Genomic DNA, 21,787 nt, shown 5'->3' on the forward strand with positions numbered 1-21,787 from the left:
GTCACGCTGAAAATGCCGGCCTTTGAATGGGTTCATGTGCAGCTCCATCAGCAAAAGGGGATGATAAGTTTATCACCACCGACTATTTGCAACAGTGCCCTTTTACGTAATGTACTCTCTGTTAAAGAGTACATAACATGCTATTAAAGTATGATTCTACAACAATCCATCCACTGAAAGATCATATACGTACTTTCTTGTCCTGATCCCGTAGGGTATCTGAATGAGCCCCCCTGCCATTTGTAAGGTGTCTCACCAAGTACGTGTGAGCTTTTGCTCTCCGGTGTAGGAAACACCATATTGAACTTATATTGCTGTTTAGGGATAGTTGGGTAAACACGAGGCTTACAAGCCACTTCACGCCCCACAGTTAGACGTGCTAGCCCTCTGCGGTGTTCAAGTGATAATGATTTTGCTGCTGTCAGGCTGGTTGTCCGTGGTGTGTCTCTCGATGATGTAGAACCGGTTAATGGATATTGACCACCCCATGATCCGGCGCACCACCACAGCTTATTCATAGGCTTTCCTCCGCCAGTAATGGCAACGGATTCCATTGTACACGCTTGATGTGCAATTATATTTGCTACCGCAACAGACTCAGGATGTTGGAAAAAGGCTAGCGTGGCGCTATGCCAAGTTGGGTCAATCTCTGAAAAACTAATGATATCAAAGTCACTGTATGCGTCTGGTTGACAACCTTTTGGCAACCACAAATCTAATATACGTAACAGTGGAGCTGAGTAGTAATGATAGTGATAGAAACTGATACCAGAGTTCGTGTCTATCTCATGACCTGTATCTGATACCTGTGTACCGTAACTGTATTTATTCCCCACATTGATTTTTAACCCGCCCATCGTAGAGAAGCAACCAGGAACTCGCGTAACTTCCATAATTTTGCGAGGTTCCCACACTCCAGTTAACAACCCTGCGTGATAAACCCCTAATCCGTCAGGACAGGCGCAGAATACGCCCTTTGCGGCATCATCAGGCATATCACCGCTAGGTCCAATATTAGCTCCTGATATCTTTATTGGAAAAATGCAACTCCAGCAAACATCAGTAAACATTTTGCCCTTTGTTAAAAATTCATTATCCTTGCATGTGAATGATGCAGTATTATTATTTTGTACACTTTCTGCATAGCTTAACGAAGTTAACAGGAGTGCAGATGATAATAACAATTTAAATTTGTTCATCAGTAATTCCTTTCTGCATATTCATTAACAATAAATTGCTTATCATCACCGGTTACAATGCTTGGAACATTACGAATCCCAAAACGCTCTTTCATGCCTTCTTGAATAAAATATAAAGTGGCATCATCACCATATAAATTGCTGTCGGAAAATGTTTCCCAACCGTTCCCATAAACGTCAGTTGCAATTAATGTAGGAATTAAGTTTTCTTCTTTGGCATTTTGATATTGCTCTTGTGCAAACACACGTTGCCATTCTGAAGCAGGATTGAAAAAAATTAACTTTAAGTTAAACGGGATAACGTCCATAGGGTTTACTCGCCCTTTTTTGGCAATTATTCGTCCATCTGGAGATAATATATCCTGTGGTATCACAACGCTTGGGTCTACATAGTGGGTGCTATCTTTTAGAGCTTCAGGGAATCTGTATATATCTTTATTTTTCCAGTATCGGTTATAGGCATCCTTTTTCATTTTCTCGAAATCTAGATTTTTAATACCTTCTTCAATTAAATCCAGCATATTACGTTCAATTACCTCAACAACTGGTCCTTGCACACCCATATTCCCTGTTTTGTTATCGAGATAATTAACATTGGAAATTCCATGTACCAGAGATACAAATTCACCATCATTTTCATGAATGATAGTTGGAATGGTTCGCACACCATATTTGATAAAAATGTTCGGATCTATTGTGAAATTCACTTCTGACTTCGTAGCGCGAATTAATTTATGCCAGTGATTTATTTCATCGACCAGTGAATCTTTATTTCTAACTCCCTGAACAACTAGGATTACATCATTACGACCTGATACTGACCGCATAATATCAATTACTTCAGTATCTTTAAGACTTGCCGAAATCAATATGTAAAATACATTACCTTTTTGCTGTTGGTTGAAATTTCCACTTTCATTCTGACTTTTGATCATCTCCTTCAGTATCTGAGCTTCATCAGTCGTTAGCTTGTTAATAGCCTGATTTGCCATGACGTTTTTATCTGCGATAAGCTGGCGCGTTGCTTCTCTGTGAACTTCAGCTTGTGCCGCTGCCACTGCTTTCAGTTTTTCCAAATCTGCCATGTCTGCATCAGTAGCTCGTTCGACAGTAGGAATGGATTCTGTATATGGAGTAACCATATTTAATTTACTATTTGCACTGGATGTAATGGACAGTGTTAATAGAGAAATCAATAATGTAACTTTCTTTTTTACCATATCGGATATGCTCTCCCGATCACATTTTCTATAGGGAGTACGCCCCAATACCGTGAATCAAAACTGACCTTAGTGCGACCCATTAGCCAGATATGACCGGCAGGAATTATCCCCTCACGTTGTAATTCCTGCTCTGTATGACCAGATTCTCGTGCTAATAGAAGTCCTTCTCCCACCATCAAATCATTAATCGTGGTTTCTTCAGGGCTGACTCTAACTTTGTCACCAGCTACACCGTCTATAAATTTGATAGCAATGCTACTGATGTATTCGGAACGAAAAGCAAATACCTTCCCTTTCTGAATTTCTTTGTCCATTTTATCAATCAGATAAATTCTGTGTTCAGGAAGGCAAGGGTAGTTTTGTGGATCAATTCCAATTGAAAAACGATTAAGCATGTAATGACTGACAGGTCCGACAGTGGCGACAATAATCAACATATAAAGAGATTGTCGCCCCCACCCTCGTTTTTTCTTTGAAATTCTTTTATAAAGATTCTTCAGGTGCATATCAGTTATCTTTTAGCTTTCCACTGATGTATACGCCGTCAGGAGCCGTATGAAGCGCGGATTGATTGAATATGATGAAACCCTTGCCTTTCAAAATGTCAGCTCTATGCTGTATTACCGCTCGTTCTTGGGGGGATTTGATAGTCCCGTCAGGGTTACTCATGTTTATCACAGCAATTTGTGCCACCAGCGGCTTTGGTGGCTTTAAGTGCGAGTAAATACCCGCACCGATAAACCCGAAAAAAATCGGTAAAAAAACGGTTTTAATCATCGTTTCCATACCCCTGTTCTATTAAATAATCATCAATTGCCTCAATGACGTCTTGCCCCTTCTTCAATTTATCCTCAATCGCCTGTACTTCGGATGCTTTTGTTGTGTAAAGCATGTAAGAAAACTTATCGACAATGAACCGGCAAATTCCTCCCCCCATAGCACTCATAAAGTAGATTTCTGAATAGATACCCGCTTGGCTTTTTACTGTTTTCAAAAATTCGTAACCAGCTTCATCGAGCGGTAAACGTTCTTCCCTTCGTGCTTTGTTCACCGCAGATTCTGTTTGTCCTAGCATGGCAAGGAATGCGGAGTTATCTGTGATAGCAAGACCAACGCGATCTTTATACATATCATTGATAGATTGAGTTATCGTAATAGCACTACCGTAGTATTTTCGGAACCGGCGATACCCTTTTTCGATAAATGCACCGATGTTCCCTGTCAGTAACGCCCATGCTTCATCTATGATCACAATTTTCATTTGATCACGATCACCAAGATACATATCTTGTTGAATCTGATAAATTAATTGCATCAAAATGATTTGTTTCAGGTGTTCGGATTTTTCAATACGACCCAACTCAAGTACAGTAAACGGATTATCAAAAGAGATGTTGTTTTTACCAGTAAAATATTTGCCGTATTGACCTTCTTTTGTGAAAGGATATAACTGCTCACCAATATCTTTAATGCGCTGATCAGGATCGCTTTTGCAAGAGTCAGCTACCATGTCGATAGTTGTTTCTTTACCGTGTTTCCTGACTAATTTGGCAACATGATTTTTCAAACGGGATGTTTCAAAATCCCCCAATCCGTCTTGTGGTGCAGCCATGACTGACAGCAAACCAATAACTAAATCTTCCTCACCGGTTCCTTCATCTGCATCTTCATCTTCACCAAAATAATCTTCAATAATTTCAAAGAAGTTAAGACATGGTTTGGTCGATGGATGGAAATCCACATACGAACCATCAAACATCTGACACAGTTTTTTATATGAGTCGCCAGCGTCAATTACCCATATCTTAGCGCCTAGTGAGCGGTATGCGGAGATAATGTAGTTAGTTAAAAATGATTTACCTGAACCAGATGATGCAGCAATACATACGTTGTAGTTTGTATCGCTTTGGAAAAAGTCCATTGTCTGGACCTGACCATTTCGTGATGTAAGTGTCAGAACGGGATTTCCCGTCCCCTGCCAATCGGCGTACAGCGGCGAGAGTACGAGAGCTTCTTCAACTGCCAGTGTTTTGGAACGACCTAAAACTTTGTCTGCATTGGCTTCATAAAACAAAGGTAATGAGCCTAAAAAGATCGGTCCAACAAAATTCACGTCAGGTATCATTTTAAAGGACAAGTTGTTTAGATAACTGGTTGCTTCCTGTACTGATTGATTGAGTTGAGTGACTGAATTAGCAAAAATTGAAACTGTAAAAGATGCTTTATAAATTGGCTGACCGTCATCAATTTTCTGTGCTAAAACGTCAAATCCAGCGCTTGTGGTTTTCATGGAGGGAACCCATCTGGAAGATGGACCGTCTGCGTTACGGGTCGCAACAGTACGTTTTGATGTAAATGTACTTTTTGCATTTTGTTGATCAGGATAAACAAGAGTCATAGTGATAATACATGGGTTTTTTATACCGGTAGCACCATTCATCAAATCACCGAGATAATACTGTGCTGTTCCTTCTTGAAATCTTCGGGGCAGTTTTTTCGCTGATATTGTTCTTGCAAATGTAGTATTTGTCTCCTGCTTACTGCTTTCATCCTCCGGATTACCAAAACCGATATAATTAGAACGGACAAAAAACAAGCTATCCAGTTCTAGTAGCTGTTCCGAAATCATTCTATCCTCATCAACTTCAACCGGCATTCTATCGCGCCATGTCGCATTACTGCCTTGATTTATCATTGAAGTGATAGCAGTAAGATATATTTCTCTCGTTAGCTGTTGAGGGACGAATCCCGTCATTCTAAGCGTGGTTTCAAAGTTACCCTGCATCTCCCTTACAGTGTTTAATTCATTTGCGGAAGGAGACAGATCATTTTTAATTGGAACTTTGACAGTAAAGTATAATTCGCAGTTTCGAGCCTTTGTATTAGTACCGTTAAACGCTTTTGAGGTATGAGCCAGAAGAAAACGTGAGCGTTTTAAGTTCGTTGTTTTCATAACCTGATTCTGACAATTTATGCGTAAGAAATCAGATCTGTTTGCAATATGGCTAATGTTTTGAGAAGCAAATAATGAAATTTGAATAACGGTACTATTCGGGAAGTATCCTGATAATAGTGTTTTTAATTGAGATTGCTCTTTTCCTGTTGTGCCAGATAGGGGAATACATTTGAATCCAAAGCCGATGTAGTTATTTTCACAAATAAAAATATTTTCATCGTCATGAATAGCTAAAACTGGACATAAGGATGAAAAACGCTTAAAGGATTGTAATTTTTTTAAGATAGTAGCTGTTGCCATTATTTATCACTCTCTAAAAACGATTTTAACCCTTCAACTGGTTTACCAACGTTGTAAGTTCCATCGTCACGAATAATAAATGGGATCATACTCATACCAAAAACTTGTGCGGTAATTTCCCTTTTCATCAAAGCCTCACGGTCACAGTTTTCAATTTGCTCGAAACGTACACTGTTATTCCCTGTAATGATTGCTCTGTCAGCTCTATATCTGTCTTTTGCACAATACAATTCAAAATTGCGTTGCTGGCTGTTACTGTTTAAAACGCCTACGGAAAGTACATGAACAGTGTATTTCTCAGGGTCCAGACCATTTAGTTGCTGTAAAGTTTCATGACACTGAATGCAGAACGGGTCAGTGAAAATAATGGTCTGCTTTGGACCTTTACCCCACGTTGCTGACTGTAAATCATCCATTTTAATATTAAGATTCTTTACAGGGATAATAGAGCCGTATTTTTGAATATCTTCAAACGAGGTTAAGTCTTTTTTCGCCCACGTATCATATAAAGTGCCTTTGATAACAAAGCGCCCATTTGAAGTAAGAAGCTGTAAATTACCATTATTATTAAGAGCAATTATCCCATTGCTAGGTAATAAAAATTTAGGAATATCTGGTGTTTTTGTAGGGTGAGATTTCAATGCTTCCTGATTGAAAACAGTCTGAGTATTAGATTTTTCGATATCTGCATAGTCAGCGTGAGCGTGTGCGGTTGTGAAAGCTAAAGCTAATGATATTAAACTAAGTTGTAACTTCTTTTTCATATTGAATCCTGCACAATCTGGATATTTATCATTGGATTGTGATTCTTTCACATCTGAAAAATTTCTTTTCTCGTTTGGCAATAAAAAAAGGACTTAAAAAGTCCTTTTTAAAATAGTTACTGATAATCATCTATTTTCGGTTATCTGGCGTTTGTAGTGGTTTGAGAACCGCATTGTGCTTGCGATCTGGACGAGAAATACCTACTTCCCATTTACGAGGCGATATCTCCGTGTAGACATACCCTGTGACGATAAGATCTCCATCTGTGTTTTCGTAAGGGTCGATTAAAACTCGCATCACCATAGATTCACTTCTGATCGGTTGTGGGTTTGCCGCAGGTTTTGGCACTGGAACATATTGACCAGATTCAGTACCAACCCATTTACTATTGTCTGATTTGAGTATGTTATCCATATCGCTTTTGTTGACTATTTCGCCATTGAGCTGCATTTGAGAAACAGTATCAATTTTTTCTTGGTAATTTTCACCGTCGGTCAACTTGTGAACATCACGCACACTCATACACGTTACTGAGTTAGGCATACCTTTACAGCCAAATTCTGTTTCACCAACCATAAGAGCAGAACAACCGCTTAATGAAAGGGAAATTAAAACCATCAATGGCATGAGAATAAATTTCATTATAGTAAATCCGTATTTTAATTGGTTTGTCTGAATTGAAGCTGAACGCCTTTAGTGACCACAAAGTCAATGGATCTTGCAGGGTCTATCTCAATCACGGGGAATAAGTCTTGTGCCATATCCATATAAAAGTCAGCCAGCCTGTTGAGTGCGCTGCCTACACCTTTCATAGCTGCACCTTGAACCTTATTGCTGTTAATTTGTTGATATGGTGACTGTGTTGGTCCTATCCCATCCTGTGTTAACGTGATAGAGGGAATCTGTTGAACACTGAACATTTCTGAGCCAGCTTGTAAGAATCCGGCAATCAGAGCTTTAGCAAGATATTGCCCCTGTTTTGTGACCAACCTTCCCCTGATTCCGATTTTTCCATCCTCACCGACAGCATAGGAATCGAATGTTGCTTCAATAACAGCCCCATCTTCTCTGATGCATGAGATCGTGTTACTGCGTAGGTAGGCACGTTCTGATGACAATTCGCCATAGCCACTGCTGATAATTGCACAATCACGAATATCAGCGGTGTAGTTGTTAGGTAAAATGGCTTCTCTTTTTACACGTACCAACATTGGGTAGGGATGTTCTCGCGCCGCTTTCGCTGTGGGGGCATCCATTCCAGACAAAGCAACAGTGGAAATAATTGAACCAGCCGGTAAGTACGTACCTTCCAGCTCAGGGCTCTCTTTTGCATCCGTTTCGGATTTTGATAATGTGTTGTTCGCTTTGGGTTCTGAATCGTGATTATTTGTACCGTCATAGGTCGTCAGTTCAGGGTATTCATCATCTGAACCGGACGTACTTGCGTCCTGCGTGGTATTCGGACTATATGGTATTTCATTTTCATACACATCATTCAGATTACGACCACCTCCCACCTGATTTGATGATCTGCCGGTATTGGAGAAACTATTCGTATAATCCGGTGTGTTCATCTTCTCTTTTACTTGCTTATCAAGCTGTTGTTTTAGCTCAGTAGCAAGATCATTTTTTTGATTCTCTAATATTTTTTGTTGAGCATACAGTTGTGTAACTTCCTTTTTATACGATTCTTGTACTGATAACAGGCTATCAATTCTGTCATCAATTCGTCGCAAATCAGCGGCGATTGATTCTTGGCTAAGGCCCTGCGTGTCAGCATTAGTGAGTAAATTTGTCACTGGTTTATTATTCACAGCCGATGCAGCAGTTGGATAATCAGGTTCACTGGTTAAAAAATACAAAGTAGTTACCAGTAATAATCCTCCCCCACCCCATAAGACTATTTTTTTCTGTTTGGGGCTCAGGTTTTCGTATTGGTCTTTGATAGACATGCATTACTCCGCTAAACGAGGGCGAGAATTTTCAGAACGTGTTTCCTCTGCCGTATTAGATTTACGAATTACAAAATAAGCCTCAGTAGATTGCTGTGGTTCTAACGTGTTATTACTCCAAAGTGCTCTTGCCGCTAATCTTGGGTGCGTACACAGTGACTCATCAACAGTGACAGTTGTGTTACCAACGTTTTTCGCTACACCAATTATTACGCCGAAATTACTGCCGGACAGATACTGCCCTTCGCTGAAGGTGTATTTGATATTATCTTGTGGGCTATTTGTTCTGAACGCGCAATTAGGTATAGAAATGCCAGCATTATTGATCCCCATAATTTCATAGCCAGCGGGTACATCACCTAATGCAACATTCCTGAGTAATTTAGTAATGGTACGAGTGTATGAGTCACTTTTTTCCCATTTATCCGCCACGTCCTTATTACCCGAGGCTGTGGGGGTGTAATACTTACCGCTGTTATATACAGCCATGTTTCCATCATCTTTTTCTAAAAGAAGGGTTGCTTCAACAGGTGGTCTTTTTTGTGGGTGAAGGGATAATGAGATTGCTTTACTTTCATCACCTTTATTCGTGATGTACATAGCAACAGGGTTATCTTTGAATGCAGTAAAGTAAATTACATTACCCTCCTGTCTTATTTTTATTTCATTCTTTTTTATCGTTTGAACAACCGGTTCTGAAAACGGTGTAACAATTCTGTTAGGTTGTCCTAATGAGACTGGAATTAACGTGTTTTCACCTGAACGAATTGTGTATGTCATACGGGAATTAGTTTTAGCTTTTGATGAAATGACAGACGATGGCACCGGTTGAATATTTAGGTCGTCTGAAGCAATCTCTTTAATCGAGCTGGATTGATTCTCAGCACCGCCTGAAGGTTGTTGATCCTGACCATAGACAGAAATGGTTTTCGCTGAAGCGAATGAGCTCAAAGCTAGTGAAAGAAGCAGAACCTTACAATTGAACTTCGCCTGATAATTAATCATTTACTCTACTTCCTTCGATAATTTCTTTAGACTGTGAATCATCTGGTAACACACCGCCGTTTGCTTCCTGCTCATAAGTCGGCAAATATGCATCCCCATTCTTTAATTGAATATCTTCGATAACGGGCTTATAGCCACGAATATAAACTGTGACAATGTAATGAACTGTCTTAGTCGTAGTTCTCCCTGTCACACTTTTAACTTCTTGTGAACCCTCGACAAAGTAGACGCCCTTCGCTTTCGGGTCTGTTGAAATACGAGTTGGTGTAAATGACAGTGATACACGGTCACGATTTATCTGACTGATTGCATCATCAATACTTAGCATGATCCGTTGGTAGCTATTGGGAGAAAGAAACGGCGCTAATGAGGATTTAACGAAATTTACTGATGAGGGATTAGTGTTGCCAAGTAACGTTGCGATATAACTCGCCCACGATTGCATATATGCCGTAGAACCTTCATTTTCATCAATCCAGCCAGTTGTTTGTAAGTTAGGCGGCACAATAATGATCTTTTCATTCTTTCCGTACAGAAGGAACAGTAACCCAATCGCAATGAAGCCAGTGCATAAATTAGATAGTGATAGGACTTTTGATGTTTCCTGTAATCTGGAAACTGTTTTTGTCATTTTGAAAAATTTCATCAGTAGAATTCTCTGTCAAATGAATCAGGAATAAATGTAATTTTGTTGTCACCGATGCCAAATCGCCAGTAGACCAAATGGGCTAAATATTTATCAGATGCTTTATCAAGAAAACGTCCATATATCTTGCTAAGAACAACGCCAACCGCGATCATGGTTAATAATTTTCCAGTAAAAACTCCAATACCGATCATGACCATGAATGGAAATAGCTCGTCAACGGTCCAGAAAAATAGCTTAGGTGGATCATCAACACTGTGAGATATATTTACTACCTTACTCATTTTAAATACCTTATATATCAACTAATTGACTTGTGTTAATTGTCCCATTACTACTTTGATTTCGTTTAATGGAACTGCGCCTTGTAACGGAACCGCTTTTTCTTGATATGAAACGATAGTGCTTGGAGTTCGGTCAAAGTTAAGACCAATGGCTTCTTGTGTATCGAATAAAATTTTCGCGTTGCTGCTATTGCTGTTTACACAGCTCTGAAACACTGTCTCATCGAGACTATAACTACTTGCTAATTGAGCAATAGGCGTGTTAAATCCGCCACTTCGTTGAGAATCGAAAATGAATTTCGCAACTTCAAAAAAACCATAATTACCTTTTTGCTCATACGCGCACTCTGTCAACGTTGATAGATACAGCGAGCGTTGACCATGACCAAGTGTGTGTTTGAACACAAGAGCTACGTTACCGCCGGATGAATCAACGAAATCGAGTAATTCAGGAAACCCCTGACCGCAATACGGACACTCAAAATCAGAATAGTGAATCAATAAAAATGGTGCATTTATGTTCCCGTAAACGCGATCATTCGTTGGTGACGGTTGTTCGAGTGTACTTTTATTGCTCTCTGAGATTTGTTCAGGTGTTTTTAGAGTTGTTGGTTTATAACCAGTTGCAGCGATATACGTGCTAAAAAAGTTCGCCAAATCATCATCATTGGCTATTTTAGGTATTTCAATACTGTCAACTGCTATCTGAATTTCATTCATATCAGCATTTAAAAAGTATGTTTTCATAGCCGTAAAAGCAGTTAATGATGCAAGAGCAACAACACTGACGTGTGTAAAAGTTATTTTTTTCATTTCTTCTGACCAAGTTCTATTAAATCGCTACGAGAAATCAATTTCCTTTGTGGCATTTGATTAGTCGCTTCGAGTTCATCTTTAGTAAGTTCAAATAACTTCAATACAAGTTCGCCTTCATCTTTAAGATAGACAGAGCTCAATGTGACTTTTGAAATATCGCTGTTAAATGTTCTAAGCGTGTTAGACAAATGAAAATTGACAGCCAACGTAATGATATTGAAAACAAAAATACTCGCTAAAACTGACGTAATTAAATGACTGGATTTATTAAGCATAGGACCCCCCGACAGAGGCATAATGTACCAATCTATCGGGGTTTTTTTTGGCAGAAGGGTATTAAAACAATGATGATTGTTTTTAGATTTGCTTAGGGAGATTACTGATCATTAAAATAATGGAAGTAGGTATAACAAATAATGTCATGACTGCATTTATAACTGGTGGTACGGGCAGTGGTATCAAAATTGATACTGCAACCAAGAAAACAGTCAACCCTATGAGCTTCATACTACGTCTGTTTAAAAAGGGTGATACATATGAGAAGTCGTATTGCTTCCGCTTCCATCTGCAAACACCGGCAATGAGTGAGGGTACTAAAATGATACAAAAGAACGGCAACCAAAATGATAAAAGAGCCATACGATATACAATCATATAGTTATGGTAATTTATCATTTTCGCTAAGTTAATGAAAAATGGATAGAAAATCCCACTTATATTGTTAAACGTTTGCTCCAGCGGATCAACTGACACTGGCAATGGTGCATAGTAATTTGTTAACGCAGAGTTGATACCGGTTTGAACAAAAAAGTCATTATATAACTCATTGGCAAATGGGAGAATCTGGCTATGAAAACCACTTTTACCAGTAATCAATTCGCCCATTTTTAACTCGCTAACCATGTTTGATTTATACCATTCAGCAGGGATAAACAATGACATGATAATGAGTAAAACTGTTACCGTAAGTAACAGTTTTTTAATTGAGCTACCGTTAGATTGTGTATCGGCTGACATTAATAACCTCTTTAGAAACTGGAAATAACGCTATTATCTAACCTTTCAGGGAATTTATACTTGTGATATTCATCTAAAGGCGAAGTGTTATTTAACTTTGAAAGAAAAATTATGGATTTTGAAATGACTATTGCTAGATTGTCCCAATCTGAAATCTTCAAATCAGTTTTTTTTCTTTGATAATATTTCTCAATTTGTTCGTTGAAGTAGTCACAGAAAATGGTTTCAAATTCAGTGTCCTTCATAGATAGAAGCATCAATATGCTCTGACGGCTACAAATATTCCACTGGAGAAGAAAACGACCAAAATATATGTCGCTTGCATTGGATCTAAACTCATACTCTGGGACAATATTATCCATTTAACGTGCCTTATTAAATTCTTTGATTAGCATCTTTAACTTTAATACTTCTTTTTCGCTGGTTGGTAATTGTACAATTGGAATTTGACCTTTACATATATTCCCCGCTTTTAAAATAGCGCAAAACTCTAGATTTGGGAGGTTTCCTAATAGTTGTGGAGGAAATAACTCACTCTCAACCTCCATCAATCGCTCACCAATACTTCCGGTGATTTTTTCTGGATCTTCCCCCGAACTCGTACCATGCCCTCTTTGGATGTACTTGAAATTTGTAGTTGGTATTCTTTCTATTAAATCTTTTTGACCTTGAATATTGATAGTCCGTAATGCAATGTTATGGTTCGCATTTATACTAACTTGTTCTTTTTTCGCTTCAGAGCCAAGGGTAGCAACGTAGTCAGTGGTAGACTGTGAGGCAATGAATAACTTAAACCCAGCCCCTCTCCCTTTATTTTGAAGCCGAATAACCTGATCGTTGATAACTTCAGCAGCTTCATCAATAAGAATATTTGTATCGCGTTTCTTTTCACCGCGAGGTTTTGCATAGTTATAAATATCAGCCGCAACAGCAGTGATATCGCTTAGAAATATTGAGCCAACAGCGTTTCCTTTATCACCATCAGCAAGAGAATTAAGCCCTAAATACATCATCCCGTTTGTATTGATGATATCTTTCATATTAGTAATGACTCTTTCATCATCAATATTCTCACTGGACGGTGACAATACTTCATCTAACCCATCACTAGTTAACATGCTTAATACAGGTAGTGCCGTTAATATCATCTTTTGGAAATGTTCACGATTATGCTGAAATAGGTCAATTCCACTTTTAATGAATGTATATTCCTTAATTTTTGCAATATCATTCAGATAGATAGTGATTCTTATTCCGGCATGGTTCTCGATAGTTCCTGTCGTTCTAGTCATTGATTGATGTTCTAGTCTACGATCAAGAAGTGAGTCGTATACATCAGGAAATAGCTCATATCCTAATTTGTCGATTGCTTTAACAAGTAATTCAGCAAAATTACCCAAATTAGTACCAAGCTGTGCTTTTATATTTACAAGAGTAGGTTTTACGTTTGCGAAATTCATCAACTGCACAATAGTTGTCAACGTCATTGTCGCAAATGAAATAAATGGATCAGTTGTGTTATCAGCCTTCTGGATAACGGAAATAATACGGCTGGCTACTTCAGTTGAGTTGGAATAATTTGATATTGGTGAAATCCGGTTGGATTTATCCAAGTGTGCAATGGAAAGATAATAAAAATCATCTTCTCGTTCCATTAGTTTCATGCACTTGTACATATAATCAGCAAGTTCCTCATCATTTTTAGGGTCAATTAGAATAAGAGGTTGCCGTTTTAAAGCAGCTTGCAGAATAAGTAATTTGTAAAGAGTCGTTTTACCGGAACCCGTAGTACCAGTTAATGACGTATGTAGCGTCATTAAGTCGTCATGTACGCTGATCCACTCATTTGAATTACCTAATTTATGAATCCAGCCGTGCCCCATGCTTTCATGATCATTAGGTAAAAACCTGTCAGCAACACCACTTTTTAAAATTTCATATGCCCGTTGTCCATGCTCATGCCGCCATGTAAAGCCTTTACCTATCAATGTCGTGTCGCGATTGCTCATCATTTCTTTGACAACATCATAGGCTGAAGTAAACGTAGGAGCCGGTCTGGTTTTTAGGTTTTTATGCAAGACTGCAATTTTAATTGCATTTGGCAATGATTTCATAGCGAAAATGCTTTGTATCGCAGCAGCAGATAGCGTAGCAGTTAGAGGCATTGATAGATATGTACCAACACCGACCGTAGCTAATACACCGGTTCCCCAACCACAAACTTCATACATCTCGTAGTTAGTACGAAATGGCATTAAATGTTTCCAATCACTCATTGTTTTTCTCGCATAAATTGAAGTCCAAAATGGCTGTTGTAGCTTTCAAACCTAACAGCCATGATTTGTTTGAATGTCGTTTGAGACACCCCCAACTTAGCAGATATTTCAATAAGTTCTGTCCGACTCAACTCTATATATTGAATCGTTTTAAATTGGTTTTCTGAAATGTCGTTTTCATTGTGAATAGAAAATATGACATCTTCAATTAATGAAGTTGCTAAGTCAGGAATGACTGGATTTAACATTTGTTCAATTTCAGAAAATCCAGTGATGATAAATACATCAATGAGTAATTCTTTTTTCAAAACAAGATAGAAATTTGATCTTAAAAGCACCAGCGCTTCATCATCTTTAGAACGCGATGCTTGAGGGCTTCTGGCTTTCCATGCCGAGGGTATTTCGAGTTTATCATCAACCAGTAAGTGATTTTGATTTATGTTACTAATTAACTGCTCTTTTGAAAGCCCTAATAGATATATTTCAAAAGCCTCTCGGATATGCAGATCGGCTGTAATATAGATATCGCTATGCATCCCCTTTTGAGTTGTAATCTCTACGGAGTCTGTGTCATCAAGTTTCACGTCTGCAAACAATGATTTCTGCTCAGATAATTGAGTAGCTACTGGTATATCAGTCAGTGATTTCATTGGTAGTGCTACTGACGGTTTACTCATGGCAATAATCCGTTCTTTTAACCCTAGGTTGTGTTTATGGGTTATCTCAGGAGCAGGATTGCCTATTGGCAGTGTTGTACTACCACCCTGTATCATGAGATCACATGCTGCTATAACTTTAACTTCAGGTACTTCAACGGTTTGTTCATTACATACTGGCTCGATAATGGCTAGTTCTTCAAGCGTTTTCATTATGCTAGTTACATTATCAGATTCTGGAGGTGTATCATTTATTATTTTATCTACAATATCAATCGGTTGATGCTTATTATCTTTGTTTTCGATAGTAGGTTCAGTCTTTTCGCCTGTGATTTCTACATTAGTTCCTGTTTTTGGTTCAAAACTAACCCAACTCGTTTCGTTTTTGACATAAACAGATGCATGTGTTGGTTTTATATTCTCGCCAAATAGTAATTCGTCTGAAGCTAGTTTCACGCAGTAAAAGAACGTGTCTGGATCTTTTATAAACGACGGTGATTTGAGTAACTTTTTTGGGGCAATCTTCCAATAGAGTGAACCTCTTGGCGCTTCAATGATTACATCATGAGCTAATAGTATCTCACCTAAACTATCTGCTGATTGTGGGATAAAAATTCCAAGGTTTTTTATCTCGTTGCATAATTCTTCAGCAGCACTAGCCCAAATAATGTAGACCCCATCTGGCGTTGACCAAATTGGACTTGGAGGAACGTTTGGGGTCCAACGACCTGATGATATAAATTGGCGCATAGTATCAACCAGACGCTGAATTGTAGATACACCAGAACCGGCAGCGCGTATCGCATCACCTGATGTCAATTTGAGGTCATTTGCAACAGAGGCTCGGTCTGCGAGTAACAGAATATTAAACAACTGATTGCCATTGATTGCTTTTTTATCTGCCTGTTCCATGTTATCGCTGTTAGAAATTGCCTCTATAACTTTGAAATATAGGTTTTTACTATTTTGCTGAAGTAGTTCTATCACTTTCGCAGGAACTATTTTATCAATAAGCGAAGGTGCTATAATTCTATGATTGTTATGCCTTTTCTTGTTCCACTGTAAAAAATACCTTTCTATATCGTGTTCAACAGCCCAATGAAACAGGTTTTTTCCACTAGGTTTCCACTGATATACACCTGTCTGATCCCAAATTTCATAGTCAGACACCGGTTTACCAATGTCGTGCAGTAATGCTGTTACAGCCACTGCAAGACGCCATTTCAAAGCGTTAGCTGACCGTTCTTCAGGGGGTTCATTGCTATCAAAGTCAGTGGTCTTTGTGTGCTTAACTGCGATGTAACAGACTTCTAAACTGTGTCGTAAAAGCCCTCCTTGAGCTCTGTGGTGATGTGCTTCAGAAGCTGGTAGTAAGTGTATGAAATCAGCAGTATTACATAGTAGTGGCATGACCAATTCATCAAATAGCTCACCGATTTGCATTTCTCTTTTGATTTTTGTGATCATTTCCGCTTGGGTTTTAATCAGCAATTGTTTTCCGCTGATTCTTGCAGGATATCCTTCAATTTTTGGCGGGTATCCAATCGGCATTTTGAATGTTTCTATTTGAGATTTTATATCATCCGGAATTTCAATCTCACCTTTTTGAAGTATGGAATGCTGTGAGTCCTGTATATCTGACAATGCTGACACATCTACCGAGAAGGGATCTCTCCCTGATTTCAGTATGGATTTTAACCAATTCATAAACATTCGGTGAACCTGCTTCTCTAAATTTTTAAGATTTTTTGATGCAACAATGTTACCTGTTTTTAAATTTGCAATTTCATAATTAGAACCGTTTTGCATTGTTATATCGGGAAAAACTGCACCTAAATAGTTCATACTCACCACGATTTTCAGTGAGGAACTTAGATGAAAAAGTCATTTATATTTTGTTGTTTACTAGCAACATCCTTATCAGGTTGCAGTAGCGCAGATAAGCCCATATTTGGGTGCGGAAATTATGTAAAAACATCCACAATTAGCATTGAATCGGGTTATGGCGGTACAGCGAATAACTTAATTGATAAGCAAATTGCTCGAAAAGCAGTAACGGCTACTTATCCTGCTGACTATACCTATCGCGAAAATTGGAAAGATACGAATAGAGGTGGCGCATCTTTGCGACAGCAAGGTTACAGGCACGTAATTGCATCACCATACGAGATCTACGACCAAGGTAAAAAACATATTCCTGTGGACCGTAGCTTTCATACAGACCTGTTAATAAGTAGTTTAGCTCGCAGTAGTTCATCGAACGTTTATGTCAAACCTGAATTACCATCGTTCTGTGGTGAAAATTCACGAAATTATTTTCTGAAGGAAACGCCTGAGAATAAAAAATCTCGGAATGAATATATTCGTATCAAAGAAAAATACTGTTCTGATCCAGAGTATAAATTAACTAATGAAGAATTAGTTATTTTACAAAATGGAGAGCCTGACTCTCTCAAAAATTATCGAATGAAAATCTATATTGATAACCAAAACGAACCATCACCTGCAATAAAGTAGAAAGGTATTTTTCATTATGAATAAATTATCAACGTATCAAAAATCAGTGATTGCACTTTTAACTACAATGGTTGGCGTAGGAATAACCAGTACCTATTTAACCACAAGTGAGCTAAAGCAAACTAATGTACTATTGGCTTCGTCAATTACTATTCAAAATGCTACAAAAACAGAAAGTGCTGGTGTAAACCAGTCTTTAAGCAAAATCTTGTCTCTGTCCGAAAATACTGAGCCGGTCCAACAGCCTGAAGCTCAACCTGAAGAACCAGATCTCAATCTTTCCCAAGTCCAGCTTGATTCCAACACACTAACTTATGGCAATGAGAATGCGAGATTTTCACTTGTAACGTACATGGATTTCCAATGTCCATATTGCCAACGTTTCGCATCTACCCCTAAAACACTAGTTGATAAGGCTAATGGTGGTTTAGTCAATTGGAAATGGAAAAACAGCCCTCTACCATTCCACGAGCCAAATGCTACTGATTATGCCGTGAAAATGCTATGTGCTGGTGCTCAAAACACTGACAATCACTGGAAGATCATTTCAATGTGGGGGAATCATGAATTTGATTTTGCTACCGCAGATATGATCGGAATGTTTGAGTTAGACCCTGTTACGTATAACACATGTCTTAAAACTGACTCTGTAAAGTTAACTTTAGATAAAGACAAGGCAGAAAGCCGAGCTCTTGGTGTTTCAGGCACTCCTACAACGGTAATAGTTGATAATAAAACTGGTGAAAAACGTGTGATAGAAGGTGCTGTACCAATGGATATGTTTGTAAACACCATCGAAGCCATGATGAAAAAATCACAATAAAACCAATTCGTTTTAGCAACCTTATAAAAGATAAATATTAATTAGTAAATGTAAAATCCACGTTGATAGTAGTTTGCTGTCAATTTAATACTGTAAATATAGAAGGGTTAGATATGCAATTAGTAAAAACATGTGCCATGCCGAAAATTGATACCAAAAAAGTGCTTTTCGTGGTTTTAGCAGTATTATGTATAGCGGCACTGGCAGTTATGTTTGCCTATGGCAAAGGAACCGAACAGTCCGGTTTCAAAGAAGTATGGATGCAAATCACTGCATATATGCAGGGGTCATTAGGTCGTGTATTAGTGGGGCTGATTGTCGTTGTTGGTATTGCTGCGGCGGTTGTTCGTCAGTCGTTAATGACCTTTGCAGTGGCGGTTGGTGCTGCAATTGGTCTGTACTATGCTCCGGACATCATCAACGGTATTATGACTTCGTCTGTTGCAGTCACTACCGTACTTCCTGTTTTGTAATAACCAACGACCGCTACATAAAAATAAAGCCGTATAAAATACGGCTTTATTTTTATAGATAGCTTATAAATGCTGACAAATATTATTATTGATGTGTTCCGCCAATACTTCTGCCACCTCAGTAATTGAAGTTGGATTAGCTTCTTCTGGAAGCCCACTTGAATATAAATCGAGCTTACTTTCCCCATTCTTAATCAAAAAACCATTCTCATACTCATTACTGCTATTAGTAACAGCCGTAAGATAACCGTCTGCCTTTTCAGCGATTAGAATTCTGTTTTTAAATTCAGGAAAGGTCATAGCTATTTCTTTTATAGCTGATTCTGCTTTTTTACTTAAAGTAATTTCTACACGCCAAGCACCAAACTGATAATTATGAGGCATTATAAATGCGTACATGGCAGTTACTCGCTTTTGCGTCAGCTTCACGAGGAAGGATAGGTTGAATTCCCTTACTCTCACGAATAGCATTTATATTTTCGATATATTTATAGTAAGCATCACGAGTATTAAACCGGTTAAATATTTTAACTTCAGCAAGATCAATTTGTTTTTGAGAAGCACCAGCTAACTCGCAGAACAATGCAAACCAAAGAGAACATGCCGTAAGCACAGGTACGTTATCATGAGCCAGAATTGTCCGACGTGCTCTTTGTAAAATGTATTTTCCATTTTCGACTAGAATATTTTCTAGATCTCGGTCCTCCTTGATATTTAAGATTTCACAGAATGCTATTTTATCAGGGGTTGCCATAAAGTTATCAATTGGAACATGCTTAACAGTAGTACCGAGATCTCTTGCGAGTTTTTCATCATAAGCAGCAACCAGTGAGCTTGTAGCTGCATACTGGTCGTATCTATTTAGGAAAATCTCTGAAAGTTTATTCCGTATGTAAGTAGATTTAGGTAAACGTTCTGCGGCTGCGAGCTCAGAGATAACCAGATCTAGTGCAATAGAAATTCCTCGTATGGTATAGTCGATAGTGTCATTTGAATTTGACATAGTTGTTCCCCTTTTGTGGGTTTAAATACAGCCGGTTCATATAAACTTAGCGGTAGTTATGAACCGGCTTCCGCAAAATCATCAAATCTAATTGTTGATGACGATTCTGCAATTCGCATACCATCACTTAGTTTGATGGTCTGCGACCTTTGTTTGACCTTTTGCATGACTTAATTGTTAACGCATTGAATATACGCAGTATTATTCTATTGTAATGTTTTGCTCTCTCTAGGATTTCCTTGCCCTCCAAAGTGATTTGATTTCTATGATATTCTCCATTCAAGCTAATAGTAATGGATTTGATAGATATGCCGAAAATCACTCTTTCTCAAGAACAAGAAGCGATTTTAGCCTCTGAAGAAAAGTATATTTGCTGTCAGGCTTATGCAGGTTCAGGAAAAACGTTCATATTGACTCAACTGGCAAAGCGTAATCTGGATAAACGTATTCTGTACTTAGCCTATAATAAGGGCATACAGACTGAGGCATCACAAAAATTCCCGTCTAATACCAAAGTGATCACTACTCATGCAATGGCATATCGTTATTTGAAAAACTTGAAGTACAAAATGAAGTTTAATTTCAATGGGTTCGATGTTGCTCGGCTACTAAACATTACATCTGTTCAATTGCAATTTCTCATAATCGAGACTCTAAATAAATTTTATAGGTCTGATGATTATTCGTTACAGATACATCACGTTCCAACAGAGAACACTGGGAATGGTAAAAAACATACTGATAATGTTAGGAAAAGCGCTTTAGAAAATGCAAAACTCATTTTTGAATTACAGGCTGACCCTAAAAGTGATTTTCCTGCCCCCCCTGACTTTTACATAAAATATTTCCAGTTGGTCGCCCCTCCCCTGCATACATGGTTCGACATAATTTTGTTTGATGAAGCACAGGATGCCAACTTAGTAACGAAGGCAATGCTTGACAAATGTGAGTGCAAACGAATTTTTGTTGGTGATACGCACCAGATGATTAATCGGTGGCGTGGGGCAAATGATGCCCTAGATGCATCTGTACGTGATGGAGCTCAGATATTGCGTCTAACTACGTCATATCGGTTTGGACGATGTGTAGCTGCTATAGCAAATGCCATACTGATGTTAAAAGGGGAGACTGTAAGCCTTAAAACGACCGGTATTACTGATAGGCTCATAAGTAAAGCTGAAATCAAGAATATCTTCCCTAGAACTGTGATTTCACGCACCAATCTATCTGTGTTGATCAATGCAATTGACGCTGGAAGAAACGGTAAAAAAGTATTCTTTGTAGGTGGGATTGATAGGTATGCATTAGACGATATTGCTGATTTTTACTATCTGTATATTGGCAATACGAAAATGATAAAGAGAAAAGCATTTTTATACGACTACCCCAATTGGAATCGCGTTGTAAGCGTTGCAGAGAACTCAGGTGACAACACATTGAAAAGGACGATACACCTAATTGAGAATGAACCTGATATTCTAGAGCTTGTTGATAAAATTAAAAAAGCAGCAGTTAATAATTACAATGATGCTGATTTAACGCTTGTAACTGCACATTCCTCGAAAGGACTTGAATGGGAATATATTGAGATTGATGATGATTATGTTTCATTAGTTGAATATATTGAGAAAACACCAAAACAAAAACAGAATCTAATATTTATTAATGATGAGTTAAATTTGTTATACGTTGCAGTAACAAGAGCCACGAAAGCCTTGTCTATATCAATAGTAATCATGGAAATAATTTCGTTAATAAAAAAAAGAAAAAATAAAAACACTCCGATACCTATTGTCACTCCAGCAGAGCTATTTTTATTTATTAATCAGAGGTGTGTTATTTGAAAGGATATATAAATGCCGATAATAACCATTAT

General features: G+C 38.2%; 23 protein-coding genes. 4 read left to right on the forward strand and 19 right to left on the reverse strand.

Annotation, left to right across the window (positions count from 1 at the left end):
* Positions 1-143: 143 nt before the first annotated feature.
* The 17 genes from G6Q48_RS20155 to mobH form a co-directional block, all read right to left on the reverse strand.
* The gene (locus tag G6Q48_RS20155) at positions 144-1,199 is read right to left on the reverse strand and encodes a TraU family protein (RefSeq protein WP_166268176.1); all 1,056 of its coding nucleotides are present in this window, start codon (positions 1,197-1,199) and stop codon (positions 144-146) included.
* Positions 1,199-2,419, reverse strand: a complete 1,221-nt coding sequence (locus tag G6Q48_RS20160) for a TrbC family F-type conjugative pilus assembly protein (protein WP_166268178.1) — start codon at positions 2,417-2,419, stop codon at positions 1,199-1,201. Before G6Q48_RS20160 ends, G6Q48_RS20155 begins: the two co-directional genes overlap by 1 nt.
* Positions 2,413-2,928, reverse strand: coding sequence for a signal peptidase I (gene lepB, locus G6Q48_RS20165; protein WP_099660702.1), 516 nt, complete (start codon positions 2,926-2,928; stop codon positions 2,413-2,415). Before lepB ends, G6Q48_RS20160 begins: the two co-directional genes overlap by 7 nt.
* A gap of 1 nt (position 2,929) precedes the next feature.
* A complete protein-coding gene (locus tag G6Q48_RS20170) occupies positions 2,930-3,199 on the reverse strand; it encodes a hypothetical protein (protein ID WP_166268180.1) in 270 nt (89 codons plus the stop codon).
* Entirely contained in the window at positions 3,192-5,678 is a 2,487-nt protein-coding gene (gene traC / locus G6Q48_RS20175; RefSeq protein WP_166268182.1) for a type IV secretion system protein TraC, read from the reverse strand. The genes G6Q48_RS20170 and traC overlap by 8 nt, the downstream gene beginning before the upstream one ends.
* Positions 5,678-6,442, reverse strand: a complete 765-nt coding sequence (locus G6Q48_RS20180; RefSeq protein ID WP_166268184.1) for a thioredoxin fold domain-containing protein — start codon at positions 6,440-6,442, stop codon at positions 5,678-5,680. The genes traC and G6Q48_RS20180 overlap by 1 nt, the downstream gene beginning before the upstream one ends.
* A 130-nt stretch (positions 6,443-6,572) precedes the next feature.
* Positions 6,573-7,085: a type IV conjugative transfer system lipoprotein TraV gene (gene traV / locus G6Q48_RS20185; protein WP_166268186.1), complete on the reverse strand. Its 513-nt coding sequence runs from the start codon at positions 7,083-7,085 to the stop codon at positions 6,573-6,575.
* Positions 7,086-7,102: 17 nt separating this feature from the next.
* On the reverse strand, positions 7,103-8,395 hold the full coding sequence (locus G6Q48_RS20190) for a TraB/VirB10 family protein (protein ID WP_166268188.1): 1,293 nt from the start codon (positions 8,393-8,395) through the stop codon (positions 7,103-7,105).
* 3 nt (positions 8,396-8,398) lie between these two features.
* Entirely contained in the window at positions 8,399-9,400 is a 1,002-nt protein-coding gene (locus G6Q48_RS20195; RefSeq protein WP_166268190.1) for a TraK domain-containing protein, read from the reverse strand.
* Positions 9,393-10,046, reverse strand: a complete 654-nt coding sequence (locus G6Q48_RS20200) for a TraE/TraK family type IV conjugative transfer system protein (protein ID WP_099660706.1) — start codon at positions 10,044-10,046, stop codon at positions 9,393-9,395. The genes G6Q48_RS20195 and G6Q48_RS20200 overlap by 8 nt, the downstream gene beginning before the upstream one ends.
* Entirely contained in the window at positions 10,046-10,330 is a 285-nt protein-coding gene (traL, locus tag G6Q48_RS20205; RefSeq protein WP_023159936.1) for a type IV conjugative transfer system protein TraL, read from the reverse strand. Before traL ends, G6Q48_RS20200 begins: the two co-directional genes overlap by 1 nt.
* Positions 10,331-10,351: 21 nt before the next feature.
* Positions 10,352-11,143: a DsbA family protein gene (locus G6Q48_RS20210; protein WP_166268192.1), complete on the reverse strand. Its 792-nt coding sequence runs from the start codon at positions 11,141-11,143 to the stop codon at positions 10,352-10,354.
* The gene (locus tag G6Q48_RS20215; protein WP_166268194.1) at positions 11,140-11,421 is read right to left on the reverse strand and encodes a hypothetical protein; all 282 of its coding nucleotides are present in this window, start codon (positions 11,419-11,421) and stop codon (positions 11,140-11,142) included. The genes G6Q48_RS20210 and G6Q48_RS20215 overlap by 4 nt, the downstream gene beginning before the upstream one ends.
* 82 nt (positions 11,422-11,503) lie before the next feature.
* Entirely contained in the window at positions 11,504-12,163 is a 660-nt protein-coding gene (locus G6Q48_RS20220; RefSeq protein WP_048607615.1) for a DUF4400 domain-containing protein, read from the reverse strand.
* An 11-nt stretch (positions 12,164-12,174) separates the two neighbouring features.
* On the reverse strand, positions 12,175-12,525 hold the full coding sequence (locus G6Q48_RS20225) for a hypothetical protein (protein WP_166268196.1): 351 nt from the start codon (positions 12,523-12,525) through the stop codon (positions 12,175-12,177).
* Positions 12,526-14,439: a conjugative transfer system coupling protein TraD gene (traD, locus tag G6Q48_RS20230; RefSeq protein WP_166268198.1), complete on the reverse strand. Its 1,914-nt coding sequence runs from the start codon at positions 14,437-14,439 to the stop codon at positions 12,526-12,528.
* Complete coding sequence (gene mobH / locus G6Q48_RS20235) at positions 14,436-16,940, reverse strand: MobH family relaxase (protein ID WP_166268200.1); 2,505 nt, start codon at positions 16,938-16,940, stop codon at positions 14,436-14,438. The genes traD and mobH overlap by 4 nt, the downstream gene beginning before the upstream one ends.
* Positions 16,941-16,970: 30 nt before the next feature.
* Here mobH and G6Q48_RS20240 point away from each other — a divergent pair, with 30 nt between their 5' ends.
* The 3 genes from G6Q48_RS20240 to traA all read left to right on the forward strand — a co-directional run bounded on the left by G6Q48_RS20240 (position 16,971) and on the right by traA (position 18,908).
* The gene (locus tag G6Q48_RS20240; RefSeq protein ID WP_166268202.1) at positions 16,971-17,612 is read left to right on the forward strand and encodes a hypothetical protein; all 642 of its coding nucleotides are present in this window, start codon (positions 16,971-16,973) and stop codon (positions 17,610-17,612) included.
* A gap of 16 nt (positions 17,613-17,628) precedes the next feature.
* Positions 17,629-18,435 carry a DsbA family protein gene (locus G6Q48_RS20245; protein ID WP_166268204.1) on the forward strand — a complete coding sequence of 269 codons (807 nt, stop codon included), beginning with the start codon at positions 17,629-17,631 and terminating at the stop codon, positions 18,433-18,435.
* A gap of 113 nt (positions 18,436-18,548) precedes the next feature.
* A complete protein-coding gene (gene traA / locus G6Q48_RS20250; protein ID WP_234430072.1) occupies positions 18,549-18,908 on the forward strand; it encodes a TraA family conjugative transfer protein in 360 nt (119 codons plus the stop codon).
* Between the two features lie 63 nt (positions 18,909-18,971).
* On the opposite strand, the gene G6Q48_RS20255 is transcribed toward traA, so the two are convergent.
* Together G6Q48_RS20255 and G6Q48_RS20260 are read right to left on the reverse strand one after the other, a co-directional pair.
* Positions 18,972-19,307: a hypothetical protein gene (locus G6Q48_RS20255; RefSeq protein ID WP_166268206.1), complete on the reverse strand. Its 336-nt coding sequence runs from the start codon at positions 19,305-19,307 to the stop codon at positions 18,972-18,974.
* Positions 19,282-19,911, reverse strand: a complete 630-nt coding sequence (locus G6Q48_RS20260) for a hypothetical protein (protein WP_166268208.1) — start codon at positions 19,909-19,911, stop codon at positions 19,282-19,284. The genes G6Q48_RS20255 and G6Q48_RS20260 overlap by 26 nt, the downstream gene beginning before the upstream one ends.
* A 293-nt stretch (positions 19,912-20,204) precedes the next feature.
* On the opposite strand from G6Q48_RS20260, the gene G6Q48_RS20265 reads away from it, so the two are divergent.
* The gene (locus G6Q48_RS20265; RefSeq protein WP_166268210.1) at positions 20,205-21,755 is read left to right on the forward strand and encodes a UvrD-helicase domain-containing protein; all 1,551 of its coding nucleotides are present in this window, start codon (positions 20,205-20,207) and stop codon (positions 21,753-21,755) included.
* Positions 21,756-21,787 lie beyond the last annotated feature (32 nt).

Source organism: Providencia sp. M-27 (assembly GCF_011077905.1).
Lineage (GTDB): Bacteria > Pseudomonadota > Gammaproteobacteria > Enterobacterales > Enterobacteriaceae > Providencia > Providencia huaxiensis.